Origin of the sequence: Bacillus sp. FSL R5-0593, assembly GCF_038603755.1 — a bacterium.
In the GTDB taxonomy this organism is placed as follows: Bacteria; Bacillota; Bacilli; order Bacillales; family Bacillaceae; genus Bacillus; species Bacillus velezensis.
The window spans coordinates 761,185-781,987 of sequence record NZ_CP152011.1 but is presented as its reverse complement, the minus strand read 5'-3'; the positions used below and the strand labels follow the sequence as shown (position 1 = coordinate 781,987).

Annotated in this window: 18 protein-coding genes; 5 read left to right on the top strand and 13 right to left on the bottom strand. The window is 49.2% G+C overall.

Annotation, left to right across the window (positions count from 1 at the left end; all coding sequences use genetic code 11):
- Positions 1-65 precede the first annotated feature (65 nt).
- A complete protein-coding gene (locus NYE36_RS03855; protein WP_015239367.1) occupies positions 66-1,085 on the top strand; it encodes an NADP-dependent oxidoreductase in 1,020 nt (339 codons plus the stop codon).
- 53 nt (positions 1,086-1,138) lie between these two features.
- Here the strand turns inward: NYE36_RS03855 and NYE36_RS03850 are convergent, their stop codons facing one another.
- Positions 1,139-1,585 carry a GNAT family N-acetyltransferase gene (locus NYE36_RS03850; RefSeq protein ID WP_265451264.1) on the bottom strand — a complete coding sequence of 149 codons (447 nt, stop codon included), beginning with the start codon at positions 1,583-1,585 and terminating at the stop codon, positions 1,139-1,141.
- A 73-nt stretch (positions 1,586-1,658) separates the two neighbouring features.
- Positions 1,659-2,789 carry a DEAD/DEAH box helicase gene (locus NYE36_RS03845; protein ID WP_015239365.1) on the bottom strand — a complete coding sequence of 377 codons (1,131 nt, stop codon included), beginning with the start codon at positions 2,787-2,789 and terminating at the stop codon, positions 1,659-1,661.
- A gap of 171 nt (positions 2,790-2,960) precedes the next feature.
- Here NYE36_RS03845 and NYE36_RS03840 point away from each other — a divergent pair, with 171 nt between their 5' ends.
- The gene (locus tag NYE36_RS03840; protein ID WP_012117051.1) at positions 2,961-4,517 is read left to right on the top strand and encodes an ABC-F family ATP-binding cassette domain-containing protein; all 1,557 of its coding nucleotides are present in this window, start codon (positions 2,961-2,963) and stop codon (positions 4,515-4,517) included.
- A 43-nt stretch (positions 4,518-4,560) separates the two neighbouring features.
- On the opposite strand, the gene NYE36_RS03835 is transcribed toward NYE36_RS03840, so the two are convergent.
- From NYE36_RS03835 to NYE36_RS03825, 3 genes are all read right to left on the bottom strand, one after another.
- Positions 4,561-5,745, bottom strand: coding sequence for an MFS transporter (locus NYE36_RS03835; protein WP_007408959.1), 1,185 nt, complete (start codon positions 5,743-5,745; stop codon positions 4,561-4,563).
- Between the two features lie 63 nt (positions 5,746-5,808).
- On the bottom strand, positions 5,809-6,231 hold the full coding sequence (locus NYE36_RS03830) for a MerR family transcriptional regulator (protein WP_265451265.1): 423 nt from the start codon (positions 6,229-6,231) through the stop codon (positions 5,809-5,811).
- 191 nt (positions 6,232-6,422) lie between these two features.
- Positions 6,423-8,312 (bottom strand): ABC-F family ATP-binding cassette domain-containing protein, encoded by a 1,890-nt coding sequence (locus tag NYE36_RS03825; protein ID WP_062623266.1) that lies wholly within the window; start codon positions 8,310-8,312, stop codon positions 6,423-6,425.
- A 158-nt stretch (positions 8,313-8,470) separates the two neighbouring features.
- Here NYE36_RS03825 and NYE36_RS03820 point away from each other — a divergent pair, with 158 nt between their 5' ends.
- Positions 8,471-9,538 (top strand): glycosyltransferase family 2 protein, encoded by a 1,068-nt coding sequence (locus NYE36_RS03820; protein ID WP_007609987.1) that lies wholly within the window; start codon positions 8,471-8,473, stop codon positions 9,536-9,538.
- Between the two features lie 46 nt (positions 9,539-9,584).
- On the opposite strand, the gene NYE36_RS03815 is transcribed toward NYE36_RS03820, so the two are convergent.
- The 3 genes from NYE36_RS03815 to NYE36_RS03805 all read right to left on the bottom strand — a co-directional run bounded on the left by NYE36_RS03815 (position 9,585) and on the right by NYE36_RS03805 (position 12,941).
- A complete protein-coding gene (locus NYE36_RS03815; protein WP_095352318.1) occupies positions 9,585-10,484 on the bottom strand; it encodes an SDR family oxidoreductase in 900 nt (299 codons plus the stop codon).
- A gap of 129 nt (positions 10,485-10,613) precedes the next feature.
- Positions 10,614-11,468, bottom strand: coding sequence for a methyl-accepting chemotaxis protein (locus NYE36_RS03810; RefSeq protein WP_007408955.1), 855 nt, complete (start codon positions 11,466-11,468; stop codon positions 10,614-10,616).
- 15 nt (positions 11,469-11,483) lie between these two features.
- Positions 11,484-12,941 (bottom strand): aldehyde dehydrogenase family protein, encoded by a 1,458-nt coding sequence (locus NYE36_RS03805; protein WP_094032617.1) that lies wholly within the window; start codon positions 12,939-12,941, stop codon positions 11,484-11,486.
- 245 nt (positions 12,942-13,186) lie between these two features.
- On the opposite strand from NYE36_RS03805, the gene NYE36_RS03800 reads away from it, so the two are divergent.
- Positions 13,187-14,572: an amino acid permease gene (locus NYE36_RS03800; RefSeq protein WP_031379282.1), complete on the top strand. Its 1,386-nt coding sequence runs from the start codon at positions 13,187-13,189 to the stop codon at positions 14,570-14,572.
- Between the two features lie 117 nt (positions 14,573-14,689).
- Complete coding sequence (locus tag NYE36_RS03795) at positions 14,690-15,919, top strand: MFS transporter (RefSeq protein ID WP_094032616.1); 1,230 nt, start codon at positions 14,690-14,692, stop codon at positions 15,917-15,919.
- 29 nt (positions 15,920-15,948) lie between these two features.
- On the opposite strand, the gene NYE36_RS03790 is transcribed toward NYE36_RS03795, so the two are convergent.
- From NYE36_RS03790 to NYE36_RS03770, 5 genes are read right to left on the bottom strand one after another with little or no spacing between them, the layout of a single operon-like run.
- Positions 15,949-16,887, bottom strand: a complete 939-nt coding sequence (locus NYE36_RS03790) for a putative nucleotide-diphospho-sugar transferase (protein ID WP_032871781.1) — start codon at positions 16,885-16,887, stop codon at positions 15,949-15,951.
- Between the two features lie 15 nt (positions 16,888-16,902).
- A complete protein-coding gene (locus NYE36_RS03785) occupies positions 16,903-18,063 on the bottom strand; it encodes a glycosyltransferase (RefSeq protein ID WP_020955479.1) in 1,161 nt (386 codons plus the stop codon).
- 28 nt (positions 18,064-18,091) lie between these two features.
- Positions 18,092-19,003, bottom strand: a complete 912-nt coding sequence (locus tag NYE36_RS03780) for a putative nucleotide-diphospho-sugar transferase (RefSeq protein ID WP_015239358.1) — start codon at positions 19,001-19,003, stop codon at positions 18,092-18,094.
- A 24-nt stretch (positions 19,004-19,027) separates the two neighbouring features.
- On the bottom strand, positions 19,028-19,996 hold the full coding sequence (locus tag NYE36_RS03775; RefSeq protein ID WP_012117042.1) for a GDP-mannose 4,6-dehydratase: 969 nt from the start codon (positions 19,994-19,996) through the stop codon (positions 19,028-19,030).
- 6 nt (positions 19,997-20,002) lie between these two features.
- The gene (locus tag NYE36_RS03770; protein WP_015239357.1) at positions 20,003-20,767 is read right to left on the bottom strand and encodes a glucose-1-phosphate cytidylyltransferase; all 765 of its coding nucleotides are present in this window, start codon (positions 20,765-20,767) and stop codon (positions 20,003-20,005) included.
- Between the last annotated feature and the right edge of the window lie 36 nt (positions 20,768-20,803).

Below are 20,803 nucleotides of genomic sequence, written 5' to 3'. Positions count from 1 at the left end.
TTTGTAATCGGGAAATGGTTCGTGTTACATTTGGAACAACCACTTATCTTGAAGGAGGATTCAGTATGCCGAATCATCAGCAGCAAATTCAATTGGCAAGACGCCCCAAAGGCGTTCCCGCCCATGACGATTTCCGCTTTGAAACGATTGCCGTGCCCGAACCGAAAGACGGCGAAGTGCTTGTGAAAACAAGTTATGTGTCCGTTGATCCGTACATGCGCGGACGGATGCAGGATACAAAATCATATGTAGAGCCGTTCGCTTTAGATGAAGCCATAACAGGCGGAGTGATTGCCGAGGTTCTGACAGACGGCGATAAGCTGAAAAAAGGAGATGTTGTGATCGGAAATCTCGCATGGCAGGAATATTCAGCCGTCAATGAGTCCGCCCTCCGCAAGTTGGATACGGATATCGCACCCGCCCAGGCGTATCTCGGCATTTTAGGGATGACCGGACTGACCGCTTACTTCGGGCTGCTCGATATCGGCCGTCCGAAAAAAGGCGAAACCGTCGTCGTTTCAGGCGCGGCGGGCGCCGTCGGCTCAACAGTCGGACAGATTGCCAAAATCAAAGGCGCGCGGGTTGTCGGCATCGCCGGATCTGATGAAAAAATCGCGTATTTGAAAGAGGAGCTTCAATTTGATGAAGCCATTAATTACAAAACGGCGGATGATATTCAAAAAGCGCTGGAACAGGCATGTCCTGACGGCGTCGATGTCTATTTTGACAATGTCGGCGGACCGATTTCAGATGCGGTGATAAACCTGCTGAATGAATTCGCCCGCATTCCGGTATGCGGAGCGATCTCATCGTACAATACCGAAAGTGAAGAAGAAGACATGGGCCCCCGCGTTCAGCCGAAGCTGATCAAAACAAAAGCGCTGATGCAGGGATTCATCGTCAGTGATTATGCTGATCGCTTTTCCGAAGGTGCGAAACAATTGGCCGAATGGCTTAAGGACGGAAAGCTTCATTATGAAGAAACGATTACGGAAGGATTCAGCAATATTCCTGACGCATTCCTCGGTCTGTTTAAAGGAGAAAACAAAGGCAAACAGATCATCAAAGTCAGTGATCTAAGTTAACATGATGATGAAAAAAGGAGGGCTTTGTCCCCTCCTTTTCTTTTTTTTTCGGATCAGCCGCGAAGAATCAAAGTAAGAAAGCCGTCTTCATCAGGATCCGTATCTTCCAAAGTGAATCCTGCTGCTTGAAAGCAGGCTAAACTGATTTGATTGTCTTTTTCGATGCTTGCCGCCCATTCCCGCACGCTGGTAAACCCAGGTTCAGTCAGCAGTTTTTGCAAGATCTGTTTTCCGTACCCTTGAAGCTGGTACAAAGGATTGACGATCAATCCGATATACGCCCGCTCCTCCACAAACTCTATAGAGACCATGCCTCCCGGAAGCTGCCCGTTATATGCCATAAGGACAGTATCGTCTTCATCTTTACTCAATCGTGCATACCACGCGTCTAATGGCAGCATCGCATCCATTCTCCGTCTGATAATATCGTTCTTAAACCAGTGTTCAAGTATTTTCAGCTCACGTACCTTCAATATTTGAAATCTGTCTATTGACACCATCTTCCCGCCCCCGCCTGAACCTTTTCTATTATTTTACAACAAAAAAAACGAAGGGCTTTCCGCCCTCCGTTTCTTATTTCTCAGATAATTTTCCGCCTGAATAAACGGCCTCTTTCAGCTCAATTCCGAGTGATTTGGCCATTTTTTTCAATTTGGATTCTTCCATCGGCGTGACAAGGCTGAGTACGGTTCCTTCTTTACCGGCCCGCCCCGTCCGGCCTGATCTGTGAATGTACCCGTCTTCATTCGGGATGTCCGCGTGAATGACGTACGGAAGATCATCGATATCGAGTCCGCGCGCCGCAATGTCAGTCGCCAGAAGCAGCGGAAATTCTCCCCGTTCAAACGCTGATAATATCTTTGCCCGCTCCATTTTTTTCGCTTCTCCGTGCAGGATGCCGAGATCCACATGGTGATAGGCGAGTTTTTCCGCATAGACGCTTAAATTTCCGATATCTCTGACGAACACGAGCGCCTGCATGCCGTTCAGCCGTGACAGCTTTTGCAATAGCTTCACTTTATCCCGCTGATCGCAGACGAGATATTGATGCGTGACGCGCGCTTTTTCCGCCGTATTCCGCTCCACTTTCAAAACGGCCGGTTCGTGTGCGATGGTATTCAGCACCTGTTCTGTTTCCGGCTGCAGCGTAGCGGAAAAGCTTAAAAGCTGTCGGTCTTTCAGCGTCGTTTTAATGATTTTTTTCATCGTTTCGCGGTGTTCCTGTGTCACGAGCTGATCCGCTTCATCAAGAACGATCGTCTTGACTTCATGCATTTTCAGCTTTTTCGCCTGAATCAATTCGAGCACCCTGCCCGGTGTGCCCGCAATGATATGCGGTTTATTTTTGAGCTTTTCCACCTGCTTTTTCACGTTTGCTCCGCCGATCAAAGACAAAGCGCGAAGATCAGAGCCTTTTATCCACTCCTGAATCACTTGAAAAATCTGCATCACAAGTTCGCGGGACGGTGCTAAAATGATCACTTGCGGATGTTTCTGTTCCGGGTTGATCCGCTCCAGAACCGGAAGCGTGTACGCCAATGTTTTTCCCGTTCCCGTCGGGGATTCGGCGATGACGTCTTTCCCTTCCATAATCACCTGAGCGGCTTTTTCCTGAATGACGGTCGGCTCCTGAAAACCTGACGCCTCCCAGTTTTCGGCGATAAATGGTTGTGTATGCTGTAAAAATGGCCATGTTTGGGTCATGTCGTTCTCCTCAATTCTTAAAATCTACTCCATAGTATCTCAAATGCAAGCGCCAAACGCAATTTTCTTTTTCCTTCCAAGCCTTTTAACAAACGGTCTCCTCCTTTATAATCATAAATGAGAAAGACACATGATAAATAAAGCGTGTCTGATAACGATAGAGGTGTAATGATGAGTATTTTATCCGTAAAAGATTTAAGCCACGGCTTTGGTGACCGTGCGCTTTTTAACAATGTATCGTTCCGTCTTTTAAAAGGGGAGCACGTCGGCTTAATCGGAGCAAACGGCGAAGGTAAATCAACGTTTATGAATATTATTACCGGAAAACTTGAGCCTGATGAGGGTAAGGTTGAATGGGCGAAAAACGTGCGTGTCGGCTACCTCGATCAGCATACCGTGCTTGAAAAAGGAAAAACGATCCGCGACGTGCTGAAAGATGCGTTCCATTACTTATTTGCGATGGAAGAGGAAATGAATGAGATTTACAACAAAATGGGCGAAGCGGACCCTGATGAGCTTGAGCAGCTGCTTGAAGATGTCGGTGTCATTCAAGATGCCCTGACAAACAATGATTTCTATGTGATTGACAGCAAAGTTGAAGAAATCGCCCGCGGCCTCGGCCTGCAGGATGTCGGACTTGACCGCGACGTCACTGATTTAAGCGGCGGACAGCGGACGAAAGTGCTGCTCGCCAAACTGCTTTTAGAAAAACCGGAAATTCTTCTGTTGGACGAACCGACCAACTACCTTGATGAGCAGCATATTGAATGGCTGAAACGCTATTTGCAGGAATATGAAAATGCGTTCATCTTAATTTCTCACGACATTCCGTTTTTAAACAGCGTGATCAATTTGATTTATCATGTGGAAAATCAGGAGCTGACTCGTTATGTCGGCGACTACCATCAGTTTATGGAAGTCTACGAAGTGAAAAAGCAGCAGCTCGAAGCCGCCTATAAAAAACAGCAGCAGGAAGTGGCTGAGCTGAAAGATTTCGTCGCCCGCAACAAAGCGCGGGTCAGCACGAGAAATATGGCGATGTCCCGCCAGAAAAAGCTTGATAAGATGGATATGATCGAACTGGCGGCCGAAAAACCGAAACCGGAATTCCATTTCAAGCCTGCGAGAACGTCAGGCAAGCTCATTTTTGAAACGAAGGACTTAGTCATCGGCTACGATACTCCGCTGTCACGCCCGCTCAATCTCAGAATGGAGCGCGGACAGAAAGTCGCCCTGTACGGCGCAAACGGCATCGGGAAGACGACGCTGTTAAAGAGCCTGCTCGGTGAAATCCAGCCGCTGGAAGGCACGGTGGAACGGGGCGAGCATCAATACACGGGCTATTTCGAGCAGGAAGTGAAAGAAACCAATAACAATACGTGCATCGAAGAAGTGTGGAGCGAATTTCCTTCCTTTACCCAGTACGAAATCCGCGCCGCCCTCGCCAAATGCGGCCTGACGACCAAACACATTGAAAGCCGCGTCTCCGTTCTCAGCGGAGGAGAAAAAGCGAAGGTCAGACTGTGCAAGCTGATCAATTCAGAAACAAACCTGCTCGTGCTTGACGAACCGACAAACCACCTGGATGTCGATGCGAAAGAAGAGCTGAAACGCGCGCTGAAAGAATACAAAGGCTCCATTCTGCTGATTTCCCACGAACCCGAGTTCTACATGGATATCGCGACGGAAACATGGAATTGTGAATCTTGGACGACGAAAGTGCTGTAAACACAAAAAGGAACTCCCGCCTGTGCGGAAGTTCCTTTTTTTCTTAATGTCCGGCTTTTATTCCGGCGAGATGTTTGCGTCCCATGAGAAGGACAAGCATGCCGACAAAAACGACGATCCCGCCTACTGTATATGGAGTGCTTGCGGTGAAGTGTTCTGACAGCATTCCCGCAATCCACGGAGCGAGCGCACCGCCGATAAAACGGACTGAGCTGTAGGCTGAAGACGCGATTGAACGTTCAACCGGCGCAGAACCCATCACAGCGGTTGTCATGATTGTATTCACCATACCGAGAACAGCACCGGCGACAACGATACATGTAATGATCAACGTCTGATGGTCAGTCCAGATCCCCATGACGATGAGAATGACCGCAAAGGCGATAAAGAGAACGACGAGCGAACCCACTGTTCCCAGCGCTTTGTGCACGAGCGGCGCCGTAAAGACTGACGTAATTGCCAGCAATAACCCCCAGCCGAAGAAGACATATCCAAGGCCGTGTTCATCTAAATCCAGCACGAACGGAGAATAAGCAAGCAAAATAAAAAATCCAAAGTTGTATAAGAATGCAGATACTGCCATTGTCAAAAGGCCTTTATATTTGAGCGCCTTCATCGCATCAAACACACCGACGCGTTTCGCCGGTTTCGGCAGCTTCGGCAGCATGAGTGAAATCGCGCAAAGCGCTATGAACATAAGGACAGATACTCCGAAGAACGGAGCGCGCCATGAGATGCTGCCAAGCTCTCCGCCGGCAAGCGGCCCGACGGAAATCCCCAAACCGAGCGCAGCCTCATACAGAATAATGGCTTTGGCGCTGCCGCCGACTGATACCCCGACAATGACGGCAAGCGCGGTTGAAATAAAGAGAGCATTCCCAAGCCCCCAGCCGCCGCGGTAGCCGACAAGCTGAGCGATTGAACTTGAGCTTCCGCCGAGGGCGGCAAACACGATGATAAAAATAAGTCCGAGAAGCAGCGTCCATTTCGCGCCGATCCGGCTGGAAATCGCGCCGGAGAAAAACATCATAAAACCGGTAACGAGTAAATAACTTGTAAATAACAGAGATACTTCACTAGGTGAAGCATGTAATTGTGCGGCAATCGCCGGAAGAATCGGATCGACAAGACCGATTCCCATAAAGGAAATAACACAGGCAAACGCAACCGCCCAAACGGCTTTCGGCTGGCTGAATAAGCCTGTTTTCTGTTGTGATGATGTATCCATTTGACCAGACCTCCTGTTTCATCCATTAAAAGAAACGCTATATCCATAGCGTTTACAGCAAAATCATTCGATTGATTGAATGGCGCGGTCAGCTTTTTCTTTCATTCCGTTAAGGCGCGTTTTAAAATACTGAAATGTGCTGATCTTCTCATCAATCATCTCAAGCTGGTGGTTCAAAGCGTGCTGAATCTCTTCCAGCTTTTCTTTCCGTTCCTTCGGATCCAGTGACAACAAGTACCCCTCTTTGTTTAATTCCAGCTGACGGCTCATCTCCATAAACTGCTGAAGCTCCTGAAGGGAAAAACCGAGCACTTCTTTTGTGCTGGTGACTTTTTCGAGCTCCTCCATATCATCTTCAGAGTAAAGCCGGACGCCGCCTTCTGTCCGTTTAGGAGCAGGAATCAAACCAATCTCCTCGTAAAAACGAATGGTTCGTTTTGTCAATCCGCTTCGCTTGGCAACTTGATCAATCTTCATCCATTCCAAGGTGAATCCCCCTCTTGTCGTATCTGTTTCTATTATACACCATTTGAACCTTAACGTAAACGTTAACTTTTTATGCCTGATAAACTTTGCTTGGACAAAACGTTTGTCTTTAAAGCGCCGGGAGACATCTGTGTAAGATAAAAAAAGCCGGTATGACCCGCCATCTTTCTCGGGGGCCGTACCGGCTTTTCTTAATTCTCAAGTTCTTCAATCATCAGTGACAATTCGGTCCAGCGCTCCATCGCCGCTTCAAGCTCTTCAGCCGTTTTTGCCTGTTCGGCCATCAGTTCTTGAATCTTTCCGAAATCACTTCCCGCTTCAGCGATTTCCGCTTCCAGACGCTGATGCTTTTCTTCAAGGCCGGCGATTTTGTCTTCGATGCCGTCCCATTCGATCTGATCCTTATATGAAAGCTTTTTGCGCTTTTTCTTCGGCTCTTCCTCCGCCTTTTTCTCTTCGGCCGGCTGTTTTACCGCCGTCTTCTTCGCTTTTGCGTATTCCATGTATTCACTGTACGAACCTTGGAAACGGGAAATGACGCCTTGTCCTTCAAATACGATCAGGCGGTCAATGACGCGGTCAAGGAAATAGCGGTCATGGGATACGGTGATGACGACGCCCGGGAACTGTTCGATATAATCTTCGAGCACGCTTAATGTTTCCGTGTCCAGATCATTGGTCGGCTCATCTAAAAACAGCACATTCGGTTCCTGCATCAGTACATTCAGCAAGTACAGACGGCGCTTTTCCCCGCCCGACAGCTTTCTGATATACGTCTGCTGCATCGGACGCGGGAACAGAAAACGCTCAAGCATTTGTTCCGCGGTGATGACATCGCCTTCCGCCGTTTTGACGATTTCAGCCGTCTCTTTTATATATTCAATGACTTTCATATCACCGTTCATTTCGCTGTGGTCCTGGGTGTAGTAGCCGATCCGGACCGTCTGCCCGATGGTGATATTGCCGCTGTCAGGCTGAATTCTGCCGGCGAGGCTGTTTAAAAGTGTCGTTTTCCCGATTCCGTTCGGCCCGATGATGCCGATTCGTTCCCCCGGGATGACAAGCTCATTAAACCGGCTGATCAGCGCTTGGCCGTTATAGGTAATGGTGACGTTATCGGCTTCGATCACCTGTTTTCCGAGACGGTGGGAGCCGATCGCGAAATCGAGTGATCCGGAGACTGCCGGCCCTTTTTGCTCTTTGAGCGCCTCCGCTCTGTCCACTCTCGCTTTTTGTTTCGTCGAGCGCGCTTTCGCCCCTCTTCTGAGCCACGCCAATTCGCGGCGCAGGAGGTTTTGACGTTTTGTTTCTTTCTGCTCCGCCAGCGCTTCCCGTTCGGCCCGTTTTTCCAGGAATACTTCATAGTTTCCTTTATACGTATAAAGGCTGCCTCTCTCAAGCTCGTAAATTCTGTTCGTCACCCTGTTCAGAAAATATCTGTCGTGCGTGACAAGCATAACGGCGCCCGGATATTGCGATAAGTAGCCTTCCAGCCATTCAATCGTTTCATTGTCCAAGTGGTTTGTCGGTTCATCCAAAATGAGCAGGTCAGCCGGCTGGATGACGTTTTTCGCAATCGCGACGCGCTTTCTCTGGCCGCCGGACAGCTCGCTGACATCCTTCATCAGATCGGTGACGCCAAGTTTGGTTAAAACCGTTTTGGCTAACGTATTCGCCTCCCACGCATCATTCGCATCCATTCGGGCCTGCGCATCAAGCAGCTGTTTCTGGCGCTGGTCATTTTCCGGTTCTTCATTCAGCGCCTGAAGCGCTTTTTCGTATTCTCTCATCGTTCTCATGACGGCTGATCCGCCGGAATAAATATGTTCAAGAACGGTTTGTCCGGCCGGAAGATCAGGGTCCTGATGCAAAAACTCAATATGCACGTTTCCTGAGGCCGTAATCTCGCCTTCCTCCGTTGATTCAAGGCCGGCAATGGTTTTCAGAAGCGTAGACTTCCCCGTTCCGTTCGGGCCGATTAAACCGATTCTTTCATTCTCTTCAATATGAAAGGAGATATGGTCGAATAATGTCTTATCTCCGTATGTTTTATAAAGGTTTTCCGCTTTTATGATGCTCATGGTCCCTATCAATCCTCACGTAAGTTCATGTGTTCATTTTAAATCAGGCGCTGGAATAAAACTAGTAAAAGGACAGACAAATTTCTTGGAAGAGATCATTTTGTCCGAAGAATGTTTCCGCCTCTCCTTTTATACACTGGAGGGGAAGAGGTGATGACATGATCAGCGTCAGTTTGTGCGTTATCGTGAAAAATGAAGAGGAAGTGCTTGCGGGCTGTCTTGATTCCGTCAAAGACATTGCGGATGAAATTGTGATTGCTGATACGGGCTCGACCGACCGGACGAAAGAAATCGCGGCCCGTTATACGGATAAGATTTATGATTTTGAATGGATCGATCACTTTGCGGCCGCCCGTAACTTTGTGTTTTCGAAAGCGGAAATGGATTATATTCTGTGGCTGGACGCCGACGATATATTGACGGAAAAGGACCGTGAAAAGCTGATTGAACTGAAGGCGTCGCTTTCAAAAGAGGTGGACGCGGTATCCATGTATTATCACGTCGGCTTTGATGCACGGGGAGAGGTCAGCTTCAGATACCGCCGCAACCGACTCGTCAAGCGTGAAAAAGGGTTCCGCTGGATCGGAGCCGTGCATGAGTATCTTGAAGTATACGGAAACATCATAGAAACCGATATTGCCGTCACACACCGGAAATCCGAGAAAAAGCACTCGCCTCCCTCAGACCGCAACTTGAAGATTTATGAGAAAATGGCGGAAAACAGTGAAACGATGACACCGCGCGATTTGTTTTACTTCGCGAATGAATTAAAGGATCACGGCCAGTATCAGCGCGCCATCACGTATTATCACCATTTTCTTTCCACAAAACAGTGCTGGATCGAAGACGAGATCAGAACGTGCCAATATCTATCCGATTGCTACAGGGCGGTCGGCCATGAAGAGGCCGCCATGACGTCTCTCTTAAAATCATTTCTGATCGATTGTCCGCGGCCGGAGTTCTGCTGCAGGCTCGGCGACTATTTTGCGGAGAAACGGCAATACCGGCAGGGTGTGTTTTGGTATGAGCTCGCCCTATCCGCCAAAAGCAGTGATGCAGGCTTTACCCAGCTCGAATATTCCACCTGGTATCCCCATCTGCAGCTCTGCGTCTGCCACTGGCAGCTCGGCGACAGAGAAAAAGCGAAGATTCATAACGACAAAGCCGCCTCCTATCATCCGTCACATCCGAGTGTCCTGTATAATCAAAACGTGCTCGGCACATAACATCGAAAAAAAGAGCTGCCCCGTATGAAGGGCAGCTCCTTATTGATTACGCTGTCGGAATTCCTCCGCTTACACTGTAAATCTGGGATGTCACATAGCTCGATTCTTCTGAGGCCAAAAAGACATAAATCCCTGCTAGCTCCGCCGGCTGTCCGGCGCGCTTTAATGGAACGGCCGGTGTTTCCTTGCCGAATTTCGGAATGTTTTCACCGGGCTGTCCTCCCGAAATCTGCAGAGGCGTCCAGATCGGCCCCGGCGCTACCGAGTTGACTCTGATTCCTTTATTCGCCAGCTGTTTTCCTAAGCCGACGGTAAAACCGATAATGGCATGTTTCGTCGCGGCATAATCCAACAGCATCGGGCTTGGATTATAACCTTCTACGGACGTTGTCGTGATAATAGACGCGCCTTCCGGCAGATACAGAAGCGCGGCTTTGACGAGCCAATACAGCGAGAATACGTTGACTTCAAATGTTTGATAGATTTGTTCTGTGGCAAGATCGCTGATATCATCCACTGCCTGCTGTTTGCCGGCGACAAGAGCGAGCGTGTCAAGACCGCCAAGCTCTTGATACGCTTTTTCCGCCAATTCTCCGCAAAACGCTTCATCGCTTAAATCTCCCGGCAGCAGAACGGCTTTTCTTCCCTCTTTTTCAATTAACGCTTTCACTTCTTCGGCATCCGGCTGTTCCTCAGGCAGATAGTTAATCGCCACATCCGCCCCTTCCCGGGCATAAGCAATCGCGGCGGCCCGGCCGATACCTGAATCGCCGCCGGTGACGAGGGCTTTTCTTCCCTTCAGCTTGCCGGCTCCTTTATAGCTCGTTTCACCGCAGTCCGGCACAGGCTTCATCTCTTTCTGCAAACCGGGCGGTTCTTGATATTGTTTTGGAAATTCATCATGATCATATTTCGTCAGCGGGTTGTGCAGATTTGCATCAGACATACAAGACTCTCCTTTATCATTGGTGATGTATTCGTATGTGTACCCCTTTAGCATGACGGATCAAACGTGTAAGTGCAGTTTCCGATTGATAAAGGAAAAACAAAAAAGGAGCCCGTAAGCTCCCTTTTTTTATGACTCTCCGAGTACGTTTTCAGCCATTTTCGCTAAATGCTGGGCGCTTCCCGAAATTTCCTGCATCGTGGCAGAAATTTGTTCAACCGCCGCCGCTTGGCCGTTTGTATTCTGGTTGATGGATTCAATTGAGTCCTCCAGCCCTTTCAGCAGGCTGTGGATTTTTTTCGTAATCTGGTCAATTTGGCCGACGTTGTCTTTTGAATGAGTGGCAAGCTTGCGGATCTCATCCGCCACCACGGAAAAGCCCTTGCCGGATTCTCCTGCTCTCGCGGCTTCAATGGCCGCATTCAAACCGAGCAGATTGCTTTGATCCGAGATGCCCTTGACAGTGACGGAAATGTCGGCGATTTCTCCCGCGCTTTCACTGACTTGTTTCGCCTGAGCGGAAATTCCGGTCATCTGTGCTGAGAAACCGCTGATGGATTCTGAGATATCCGCGATGGCCGAAGCGGTCTGTTCCACGACGGCGGACAGGCTCTCAGCGACATCGTGAAGCTTGGCTGATTTTTCAAGGCTCGTGCCGAGACCGACGCCGCCGATGACTTTTCCGTTTTCATCGTGAAGCGGAATCGCTCTGGCGATCAGCGGAAATCCGAACAGCTCTTTCGGCACCATGCTTGTCTTCTTCTGATTCATGCGGATCGCGTCTGTAATGATATCCCCTTTTTGCAGCGGGTCTCCCGGCTTTACATTAAGAGAAAACGTTTTAGCCGGAATATTCACGATTAATTTTTCTGTATCATAAATTCCGATGGTGATGTCATCTTGGATCAGGCTGTTTAAAAAAGGCGCAACTTTGACAAATGCGTCAAGCAGGCTGTGCGTTTGCTGCTCCGTCTGTATACTCATTTCTTTCACTCCTTCTTAATATGGGAATTGCCGTTTTTCATGCTGAACCGAAATCCATTTCAGCGAGGTGAATTCTTCAAGGCTCCATTCGCCGTTCAGCCTGCCGAGACCTGATTGCTTCTCGCCGCCGAACGCGACGTTCGGTTCATCATTAATGGTCGTATCGTTGACGTGAATCATGCCGGTTTCGATCCGCTTAGCAAACTCAACGCCGCGCTCAACGTTTGCCGTATGCACGGCTCCGCTTAAACCGAACGGTGTCGCGTTTGCGATGCTTACCGCTTCATCCTCCGTTTCAAACGGCATGATGCAGACGGCCGGTCCGAACAGTTCCTCCTTCGCGATGCTCATCTCAGGTTTCACATCTTTTAAAATGACGGGCTCAGCGACCGTTCCGCTGAATCGACCGGACAGCACCGGAACCGCTCCCTCTTCTATCGCTTTTTCGACAGACCGTCTCAGACCATCCGCCTGTCTCTCATTGATTAAAGGGCCGATAACCGTATCAGGGTCCATCGGATCGCCGACTTTCAGCGATGACACTTTCGCTTCGTAAAGCTCTGTAAATTTGTCATATACAGATGTGTGAACGAGCACGCGGTTCGCCGACATACAGATCTGGCCTTGATGCGTAAACCGGCTGAATACGGCCGCATTGACGGCGTATTCAAGATCAGCATCCTCAAGCACGATCAGCGCGCTGTTTCCGCCAAGCTCCAACAGCGGTTTTTTAAAGTGTTTGACCGCAAGCTGTCCGATATAGCTGCCCACTCCGGTTGAGCCTGTAAATGAGATTATCCGCGGGACGGGATGCTCAACAAAGCTGTCGCCGATCTCCCCGATATCCGTCACGATAACATTCAGCAGCCCGTCCGGTACGCCGGCCGCTTCAAAAATTTTCGCGATAAGCGTTCCGCCGCAGATCGGTGTTTCTTCATGAGGCTTCAGCACGACGCCGTTCCCCGCGCCGAGTGCCGGCGCAACAGATTTCATCGAAAGGAAAAACGGGAAATTAAACGGGCTGATCACCCCCACGACTCCGGCGGGTATTCTGTACAGCCTGTTTTCTTTTCCGTCAATCGTGGACGGGAGAATTTTCCCTTCCATCCGCACCGGAAATGTTGCGGCTTCTTTTATCATATTTTTGACAAGTCCGATTTCAAACTCAGCCTTCAGCCGTGTTCCGCCAAGCTCCTCCATGATTAAGTAAATAATCGCTTCTTCGTGCTCTTCAATGAAAGAAACGGCTTTTTCCAAAATGGCCCGCTTTTTAAAAGGGTTTACTTTGTCCCATTCTTGTTTCGCAAGAGCCGCGGCGCGATATGCCGCATCCACGTCATCAGACGTCGCTTTTTGGAATGAGGTGATGACTTTTTGAGTATAAGGATTTCTGTTTTCCAATACGTTCCGGCTGCTCCCATCCCTCCATCGGCCGCCGATAAACTGCTTATTTAGTTCTTCATATTGAAACATGTAAAACATCTCCCTTTCACCGAAACTTGAAATTAGTTGATGAGTCATCTTTTGTATCGGTCTTAAGGTGAGAAAATTGAACTATTTCACAATAAAATTCCCGTTCCTTCCGTGCATCGACGCTTTTTAGCTTTGTCCTTTTAAAGTGGAAAATTCTTTAATTGACTGCGAGAAATTTCGACAATATAATACAAACGTCAGTGTATATAATGATAAGAATATTATGAATTTTCAGGAGGACCCATATGTCTTTACTATTTCGGAAAAAGCCGCTGGCCGACTTAAAGGCCCAGAGCAAACAGACCAGCCTGTCCCGCTCGTTAAGCGCTTTTGACTTGGTTTTGCTCGGAATCGGCTGTGTTGTCGGCACGGGGATTTTTGTGATTACCGGGACTGTGGCCGCGACAGGCGCAGGACCGGCTTTGATTCTGTCGTTTGTGCTCGCGGGCCTTGCCTGCGCGCTCGCCGCGTTTTGTTATGCGGAATTTTCTTCATCCATTCCGATTTCAGGCAGCGTATATACGTATTCATATGTCACTCTCGGGGAGTGTCTCGCGTTTTTAATCGGATGGGACTTAATGCTTGAATATGTCATCGCGCTCGCCGCCGTCGCAACCGGCTGGTCATCCTATTTCCAGTCGCTTCTTGCGGGCTTCGGGCTGCATCTTCCGGAGGCGCTGACCGCCGCACCCGGCAGCAAAACGGGTGCCGTGTTCAACCTGCCGGCCGTTATCATTATTTTGGTCATTACCGCGATTGTTTCAAGGGGCGTGAAAGAAAGCACCCGCTTTAACAATGTCATTGTATTGATGAAAATTGCGATCATTCTGCTGTTTATCATCGTCGGTTTCGGCTACGTGAAACCGGAAAACTGGTCGCCGTTTATGCCGTTCGGAATGAAAGGCGTCATCACGAGCGCCGCGACCGTTTTCTTCGCGTATCTCGGATTTGATGCCGTGTCAAACGCGTCGGAAGAAGTGAAAAACCCGCAGAAATCAATGCCGGTCGGAATCATCGGCGCGCTCGCCATCTGCACCGTCCTTTACATTACGGTATCGCTCGTCCTGACGGGAATGCTTTCGTACACTAAGCTGAATGTCGGGGATCCGGTATCTTTCGCGCTCCAATTTGTCGGCCAGAACAAGATAGCAGGCATTATTTCCGTCGGCGCGATTATCGGGATTACAACGGTCATGCTCGCTCTGCTTTACGCTCAGGTGCGCCTGACATTTGCGATGAGCAGAGACGGCCTTTTGCCCCGCATGTTTTCCAAGGTTCACCCGCGTTTTAAAACACCGTTTCAAAACACATGGGTGACGGGGATCGCTGCCGCCGGGATCGCGGGTTTTATTGATCTGGGAACCTTGGCGCATCTCGTCAACATGGGAACCTTGGCGGCCTTTACGGTCATTGCGATCGCCGTCATCGTTTTAAGAAAGAAACATCCGGAGATCAAATCTTCCTTCCGTGTTCCTTTCGTGCCTTTTGTGCCGATCATCAGCGCATGCTTATGCCTGTATCTCGCAAGCAGCCTGCCGGGCGTGACATGGCTCGCCTTTGTCATCTGGATCGCCGCCGGGATCGTCGTTTATATGATGTATTCGAGAAAACACAGTTTGTTAAATAAATAAAAAGGGAGGCTCTTTTTTCTGTTTGAGAAAGAAGAGCCTTTTTTGCACTTGATAATTCATTCACCTTATGAATAATATGGTGTATGCTTCGTTTACATAAAAAGGAGGAGAATCACTTTGGCAATTGCCGCCCCGCTTAAAGAAAAACCTGTCCATCGTCCCGAAACAACCATGTATTCTATTTTGTTCATTATCGGGATCTGTCATCTGCTGAACGATTCACTGCAAGCGGTGATTCCGGCGATGTTTCCGATATTGGAACGTTCCATGAATCTTACATTTACGCAGCTCGGAATTATCGCCTTTACGCTGAATATGGTGTCTTCCGTGATGCAGCCCGTCATCGGCTGGTATACGGATAAACGCCCGATGCCGTATGCCTTGCCGCTCGGACTCACCGCAAGCATGCTCGGCATTTTAGGTCTCGCGTTCGCCCCGTCTTTTCTGACGATTTTATGCTGTGTCTTTTTTATCGGCCTTGGCTCCGCCGTCTTTCATCCTGAAGGATCGCGTGTCGCCTACATGGCCGCCGGCGAAAAGCGCGGCTTGGCGCAATCGATTTACCAAGTCGGAGGGAATACCGGCCAGGCGATGGCGCCCTTGATTACCGCGCTGATTCTCGTTCCGCTCGGTCAATTCGGCTCTGTCTGGTTTACACTTGTCGCCGCAATCGCTGTGCTGTTTCTCATCTATATCGCCAAATGGTATAAAGGCCGCCTTATTCATTTGCGCGCCGTAAGTAAAAAATCACCGGCCTCCGCTGTGCAGACCGTGATTACAAAACCGATTATTCTCGCCCTTATCATGATTATCTTCTTAATTTTCGCGCGCTCCTGGTATGTGAGCGCGATCGGCAACTTTTATACGTTCTATGCGATGAATGCCTATCATGTCAGCATTCAGCAGGCACAGAGCTACATCTTCGTCTTTTTATTTTTCGGAGCTGTCGGAACGTTTCTCGGCGGGCCGCTTGCAGACCGTTTCGGAAAGCGGAACGTCATCTTCGTTTCGATGATAGCATCGGCTCCCTTGACGATTTTCCTTCCGTTTGCGGGGCCTGTCATCGCCTATGGCGTACTGGCGCTGATCGGTGTTGTTCTGATGTCCAGCTTCTCCGTGACTGTTGTCTACGCGCAGGAGCTTGTTCCAGGCAAAATCGGAACGATGTCAGGGCTTACGGTCGGGCTCGCCTTCGGAATGGGCGCGATCGGAGCCGTTGCGCTCGGAGCTCTTATTGATTCAGCGGGATTGACGCCGACCATGACAGCCGTCGCCTTTCTGCCCGTTTTAGGTCTGCTCGCCTTTGTCCTGCCGAGCGACAAAACATTAAAAGAATGGCATTCATAAAAACAATCCCTGCCGAAAAGGCAGGGATTTTATGTTTCAACCGTATAAAAATGAGTGTCAGGAACCGCATACTTCGGAATAAACCCGTCTCTGAAATCAGGAAACGCTTTTTGAATTTCATCAATCCATTTTTTTACGTTTTTGATGTACGGCACGTAAATCATATTGACTGTCGCCTCGTCATCAATGTGATAGTACCAGCACAGATTGAATTCGTTCTCCGTGACGAGCGTAAAGCCTGAAAAATGATAAAAAATCAGCGGGGTGTCATTGACATATACAGCCCCGCCGCGCAGGCTGACGTCATATTGCTCAATATTCCACAGCGCCGCATTCGCGCCGATCGACTCCGTGACATGAACGTCTTCAAACTGCGCGGGCCACTTTTCAACATACCTTTGGTCACCGTATGTCTTTTTTTCTTCATTCATCTCCACCGTACAATAGGAGATGCAATCCTGTCTCCACTGCCAGACCGCCCGATACGCTTCCCCGGTATTCCGCGCGCCGACAAACCCGGTGTTGTACTGCCCCGTCAGCTTGTAATAAGACGCAAACCGTTCTGAATTGCGGTGATCCGTCAGAAAAAGGGAAGCATCCGGCTTTTCCGCAAACAACTCGCCCGCATCTGAGAAGAAAAAGAGATCGGTGTCCAAGTGGGCAAAATATTCGGCTCCATCATACTCCGTCATCACATGGAACAGAAATGCCGGTTTCAGCGTCCAGCAATATTCATGAAACGTCCGTCCGCCCTTTGCTTCAAGCAGCTCCGGGTCCTCCATTTCATGGAGCTGAACCGCCGTGACATGTTCCCACGGCACCTGCTGAAGCAGTTCGTACGCTTTCTGGTCGACACACAGCACATACAGATGAAAATCCCGGCAATGCTCATGGAGAGAATGAATCATCGGCATCAGTTTAAAGATATGCGTTCTGGAAACAATGGTTGAAAAATGATATTTACTCACCATATCACATCCAATTTATTTAAGATCCACATGCAGTAAATCAGCAGCCAGCGCTTTGAACGCCCTTGCAAAGTGCGTGACGCCCAGCTTTTTTTCCGCTTTTGCCAAAAGCTTTCCGACCTCCGGCAGATTGAAGCTGTTCGCCGTGATCCGCGGGCTTTTCGTCTTCCAGTCCGGGTCGAGGTTGCGGTCTTTAACCGCGTGCAGCAGCTCGAGAAAAATGTGCAGCAGGCTTTCATATTTCTCATAATCAAGCAGCACTTCGATGTCTGCCATCATGCTGTTGGTTAACTCCGCGTCAAACGGGCCGTTAAACGCGAGGTGCACGTCAAGCGAACGAATGTCATTGTACTTGTCGCACATGTACGCGATATTCGCCCTGATATCATCAACGGAAGCGCAGTTGCTCGGATGCTCCTGATGGACGCTCATGATATCGCGCCGCAGCTGAAATCTCATTCCCGACTGATGAAGCCTGATGCCGAGATCATAATCTTCAAAGCCGTATCTGACAATGCCTTCATCAAACAGCCCGAGATCTGCCACGTGCTGTCTCTTGACTGACGAATTGTTCGTAATGAAAAAACGCCACGGCAGACGGTAGCCTTTCAAATCATCTCCGTATTTTTCCAAAATGCTTTTCAGCACACGGATAAAGTCGGTATCTAAATCAAAGCATTGGTCAAGAAAACTTCCGTCTCTGATGTCACTTTCATCAAGGAGCGGCTCTTTATCGCCCGGCAGCTCTTCATACAGTTCGGCGAGTTTCTCTTTATGCTCTTTTTCAAAACGGTCATAATAAAAGCTGTAAATCCGCTTCCAGAACATACCGCATACGACTAAATCGTCCCGGTTCTCATGAGCCTTGATATGCTTCGCCACCAAATCCTTTTCGGCAAGCATGTCGCTGTCATGGAAGATCAAAATATCGCCTCTGGCATTGCGGACCGCCTGATTCCGTCCGTAAGCGATCCCTCTGTTTTCTTTAATTCTCACAAAAATCAGCGGAAAATTCGCGCTGAATGATTCAAGCATGGATAAGGTTCCGTCTTCCGAACCGTTGTCAGCCACAATCACTTCGAACGGCTCTGTGCATTCCTGTTCATTCAGGGACAGCAGGCTGTTATAAAGCCGCTCCTTGGAATTATATGCGGGAACAATGACGCTTGCCTTCACTTTTCGTTCACTTCCTGTATATGATCATTTATTTGTTATCATCCTCAGATGCAAAGCCGCTGAACTCCGGGCAGACGGCGCTGACCGTCCCGATCACCCGCTTCAGAATGTCCTGATAAAGCTGATGGACAAACGGCAGGTCGGTCCGGTCCGTCTCATGAATCTGCCGAATGTCGCCGGCTGTAACGATCCGGTATCCGCTGAAATGATAGAAAATCAGCGGACTTCCGTCTTCGAGCACAAGACGCCCGTCCTTCCATGAAAACGTGTGGCGGCCGTAATTCCAATGGCCGATATTCACGCCGGGCGTGGTGATGTCACACACATTCGGGAACAGGCCGGACATGTAATCCAAGTAGCCTTGATCTCCGAATTTTCCTTCGCCCGGCGCATTTTTGCATTCTTCCAGGCAGCGTTCTTTCCACCATCTGAGACAATCTGTGCCGGCACTGTCGGTTTTGAAGCTGAGAAAACCGGAATTATACCGGCCTAAAAGACGCTGCAGCATGTCGATTTCCTGTTTTTCAAATGAGGGAATGACGATATCGCCCCGTGACAGAAGCACCGAACAATCCGGCTGATTGTCAAAAATCGCGCGCGGATCAGCGAAGAAAAACAAATCGGCATCAATGTACGTGACACGCTCTAATTCCGGATGTCCGTCCAGCACGAATTCGAGAAATACCGGCTTCACCGTCCAGCAGTATTCGCTCTGATCCCTCGTCCGCTTCAGTTCAAGGAGCTCCTCATTTTCCAGTGCGGACACCTGAATCAAGGTGACATTATCCTGCCGCATTGCCTGAAGCACGTCATAGGTGTCTTGATCCATACACAAAGTAAAAATGGGGGCGTCCGCCTGAACCGCTTTCAATGAGCCGAACAAAGCGATAGCCTGATACAGCCTTCCTTTTGATAAAACTGTGCAATATGCGCTTGTCACGTCTTTCTCTCACCTCTGTTTCTGTTACTTTTGAAAAAAGGCTTTATACCATTCGATCGTTTTTTCCAATCCTTCATCAATGGTATGCGCGGGTGTCCAATTCAGAAGCTTCCTCGCCTTTTCCGCCGATAAATATTGGTGCTTGATTTCATGGCTTCCCTGGTTGAGCACTTTCGGCTTGAGGTCACTGTCCATGGCCTTAAGAATTTTTTCTACAAGCTCCAGCACCGTCAGCTGAATCTCATTGCTGAAGTTGAACGCTTCTCCCGCAAGATTGAGCTCCTCCATCTTTTCCGCCAGCAAAAGGTATGCCTCGACCGCATCCTCGATGTAAAAATAATCACGGATAAATGTGCCGTCGCTGCGGATTTCCGGCGCTTCACCGTTCAGCACGAGCTGAATCGTCTGCGGAATAATCCGGTTGAAGTTCAAATCTCCGCCGCCGTACAAGTTGCCGCAGCGCGTAATACAGACCGGAAGTCCGTACGTATTAAAATATGTGTGGCTTAACAAATCGGCACAGCTTTTTGATACGTCATACGGATGTTTGCCCTGAAGAGGCATGTTTTCATCGTATGGCAGTGTCGGCTGGTCGCCGTACGCTTTATCACTGGACGCGACGATCACCCGCTTGATGAGCGGATGCCTGCGGCACGCTTCAAGGATGTTCCATGTGCCGAGAATATTGGCTTCAAATGTGGAAATCGGATTGCGGTTTGCGACGCCGACGATCGCCTGAGCGGCTAAATGAAAGACCGTGTCAATTTCATATTCGCCCAGCGCCCGCTCAATCACATCCAGATCTTCAAGCGCGCCCTGCACGATATTCATTTGCTTCACTTGTTCTCCCTGATACAGGTTCGACTTGGGCACAGTGTCACGGACAAGTCCCGTCACATTGGCCCCCTGATCGATCAGTTCCTTCACCAAGCAGCTTCCTAAAAGACCTGTACATCCCGTCACAAACACATTTTTATTTTTCCAGAAACTCAAACTTGATCACCATACCTTCCATACATGTTGTCCCCGGTCCCACATCTTGTTGATTTCCAGCAGGTTTTTATACGTATCGATCGCCGTCCAGAAACCGTAATGCCGGTATACCGCCAATTCGCCGTCTTTCGCCAGCTCCTTCAGCGGTTCTTCTTCAAACATGACATCCCTGTCTTTCGGCAGATAATCAAATACCTTCGGGCTGAGCACGAAAAATCCGCCGTTGATGATGCCGTCACTTGAGGTTTTTTCAGAAAAGCTTTTCGCCATACCGTCTTCAACCGTCAGCGTTCCGAATTGCGAGGTCTTTTCTATACCGGTGACGGTCACCGCAGCCCCTTTTGATTGATGATAGCTGATCAGATGAAACAGGTTGATGTTGGCCAGTCCGTCCCCGTACGTCATAAGAAAGGTTTCATCACCGATGATGTCCTTCGCCTGTAAAAGCCGCCCCGCTGTCTGCGTGTGTTCCCCCGTGTCTAAAAAAGTGATTTTCCACGGCTCGGATTTTCCCAATATCCGCACTTCTCCGGTAGAGCTGTCCAGCGTCATGCTGTGATTCTTCCAGTCATAATCTAAGAAATATTCCTTAATCATCTCTCCTTTGAAACCAAGAAGCAGGATAAATTCGTTCACGCCATAGTATTGATAGAGTTTCATAATATGCCATAGAATCGGTTTGCCGCCTATCATGGCGAGCGGTTTGGGACGTTCATTGGTGATTTCGCTCATTCTCGTTCCTTTTCCGCCGCAGAGAATGACTGCTTTCATCTCTACCCCTCTTCTCTGTGAATATTGGATTCGAAA